1 protein-coding gene and 2 pseudogenes are annotated in these 1,914 nt (G+C 66.6%); all 3 read right to left on the reverse strand.

Annotation, left to right across the window (positions count from 1 at the left end):
- Window positions 1-493: pseudogene (locus ACZ7HQ_RS45225) on the reverse strand (hypothetical protein); the annotation flags it as partial.
- Window positions 490-1,107 carry a hypothetical protein gene (locus ACZ7HQ_RS45230; protein WP_471003422.1) on the reverse strand — a complete coding sequence of 206 codons (618 nt, stop codon included), beginning with the start codon at window positions 1,105-1,107 and terminating at the stop codon, window positions 490-492. The pseudogene ACZ7HQ_RS45225 and the gene ACZ7HQ_RS45230, both read right to left, overlap by 4 nt.
- Window positions 1,108-1,169: 62 nt before the next feature.
- A pseudogene (locus ACZ7HQ_RS45235) lies at window positions 1,170-1,914 on the reverse strand (integrase); the annotation flags it as partial.

Here is a 1,914-nt window from a genome sequence, read left to right on the forward strand (position 1 = left end):
CGTCAAGCTGGTGAGTCCGTCCCCAATGGTTCGCATCCCCGGGAGCGATGCCGAACACCAAGGGGCCGACCGGCTTCGGGCGGTCCGCGTTTCGGTGTTCCAACCGTTCGACCTGCTGGGAACGCGCGACCATGAGTAGATCCGTCCCTGGGGACAGACGGGCAGCGAGCTCGCGACCGTGTGCGGTGGCCTGAATGGCGTGCGTAATCAACCGTCCAGGGGAGTCGGCCCCGGAGTCGGTGATGTTCTCCGTGGAGAACCATCGGCCGCCGCCCCGCCTGTGCTTCTCGACCTCAACCTGGTAAGTCACTGAAGCTCGTTCGCCTGAGGAAGGCGCCATGGACGGAGTCGGCATCCGGTCGAGGACTGACAGGTTCCAGGCGAACCGGTGGGTCAGCAGCACAGCGAGAGCCGTCAGCTCCTGGCGCTGCAGGAAGAGCCGGCCCCAGGTGCTGGCCGCGTTGCACGCCCCCAGAAGCCGGTGATGCGTCACGTCTGCCCTCCCGGATGGCGCGTGCGAGGAACGTCTCCGGTGCGAGCGAGATGGTCCAGAACCTCCCCGAGCTTCCTCTCCCGGCTTCCTGCGGGAAGCTGGCCGGCCCGCCACGCCTCCAGCAGGCGCGTGTTCTCCTCGATCCGGAGACGGGCGGCACGAAACTGCTGCTGTGCTGCCAGCAGCACCCGCTCCAGCTCGGTCTGCGAGGACGTCTCCTTGCTCGGGGTGGGCATGGGGATGCGCTTGGCGAATTCCTCAGCGACCGCCCCTGCCGCCAGCCGTGGGTCTCGTAGCAGAAGTACCCGCATCGTGGCGAGAGTCTTCTTGCCGTCGTTGGTGCCGATATGCGCGGCCCTCCACCGCTTGATCATCGCCACCGTCAGCCCGTCCAGGTCGTCCGGCGGGCACTCCAGCCCTGATACGAACGCGGCGAACAGCCGGACATGCCGCCAGCACGCAATTGCAGACCCATGGCTCGTCCAGTTGCGGGCCTGAGCGGCGAAAGCCACTGCCAGCGAACTCTGCATGACGTCCGAGACCGGCAGCTCAGCGAAGTCGTACTCCTGCTTGAAGCCAGCTCCGTTCGTGACGGTCACGACCAGGCCGTTCACAGACATCGGAGCGTCGGCCCGATGCCCGGCCGGTGGCAGGACCGCCTTGCGTCCCCGTCCGCTCACGACCCGACCCCGATCATGCCGTCGATGTCCTGGATGCCCGCCGACTCACGGGCCAGCCGGGCGAACACTCCGTCCAGGTCCTCGAAGTCCCGACCTTCGTCGGTGAACTCCGCAACGGCGAGGATTGACTCCAGCTGAAGATGAGCGACGGGCGCGAGATAGTGGCGCTTGGTCGTCTCAACGTCTGTGTGCCCCAGCAGCGTCTTGACCAGCCACCACGGGTCGCCGAACAGCTGGGCGAAGTCCCGTCGGTCCTTCTTCGTCAGTCCGTAACGAGACTCGAACAGCTCATTGAGCAGGATCAGCATGAACAGAGCGAACGAGTGCCGGGCAGAGTGCGGCGTCGCGTACGGAGTCTTGCCACGCACCTCGGCCAGCCGGAGCATGCGCCCGATCTTCCGCTCCTCCGCCGCGAGCAGGACCTGCTCACACCGCAGATTGGCGCCCCTGAACACGCCGTTCCACCGGTCCGGGGCCATCGGCAGACCCTGCTCAGTCAGCCACAGCCACGCCGGCTCCGGCCCATCCGGTCCCTCCAGGAAGAGCCACTGCCGCTCACGCCAGTCCAGACGACTCAGCTCATGAGCACCAACGACGCCATTCTGATCCACCCACTCGACCTTCGGCTTCAGACCGCGGGACACCTTCGTGATCAGCCGCATCACCGGCAGCCGGCAGTAGCGGCCTGCCGCCTGAGCCCGCTGAACAGCCCAAGCCCGTTCCGATGACACGTATGCCTCG

This window comes from Streptomyces sp. NPDC037290, from assembly GCF_055603245.1.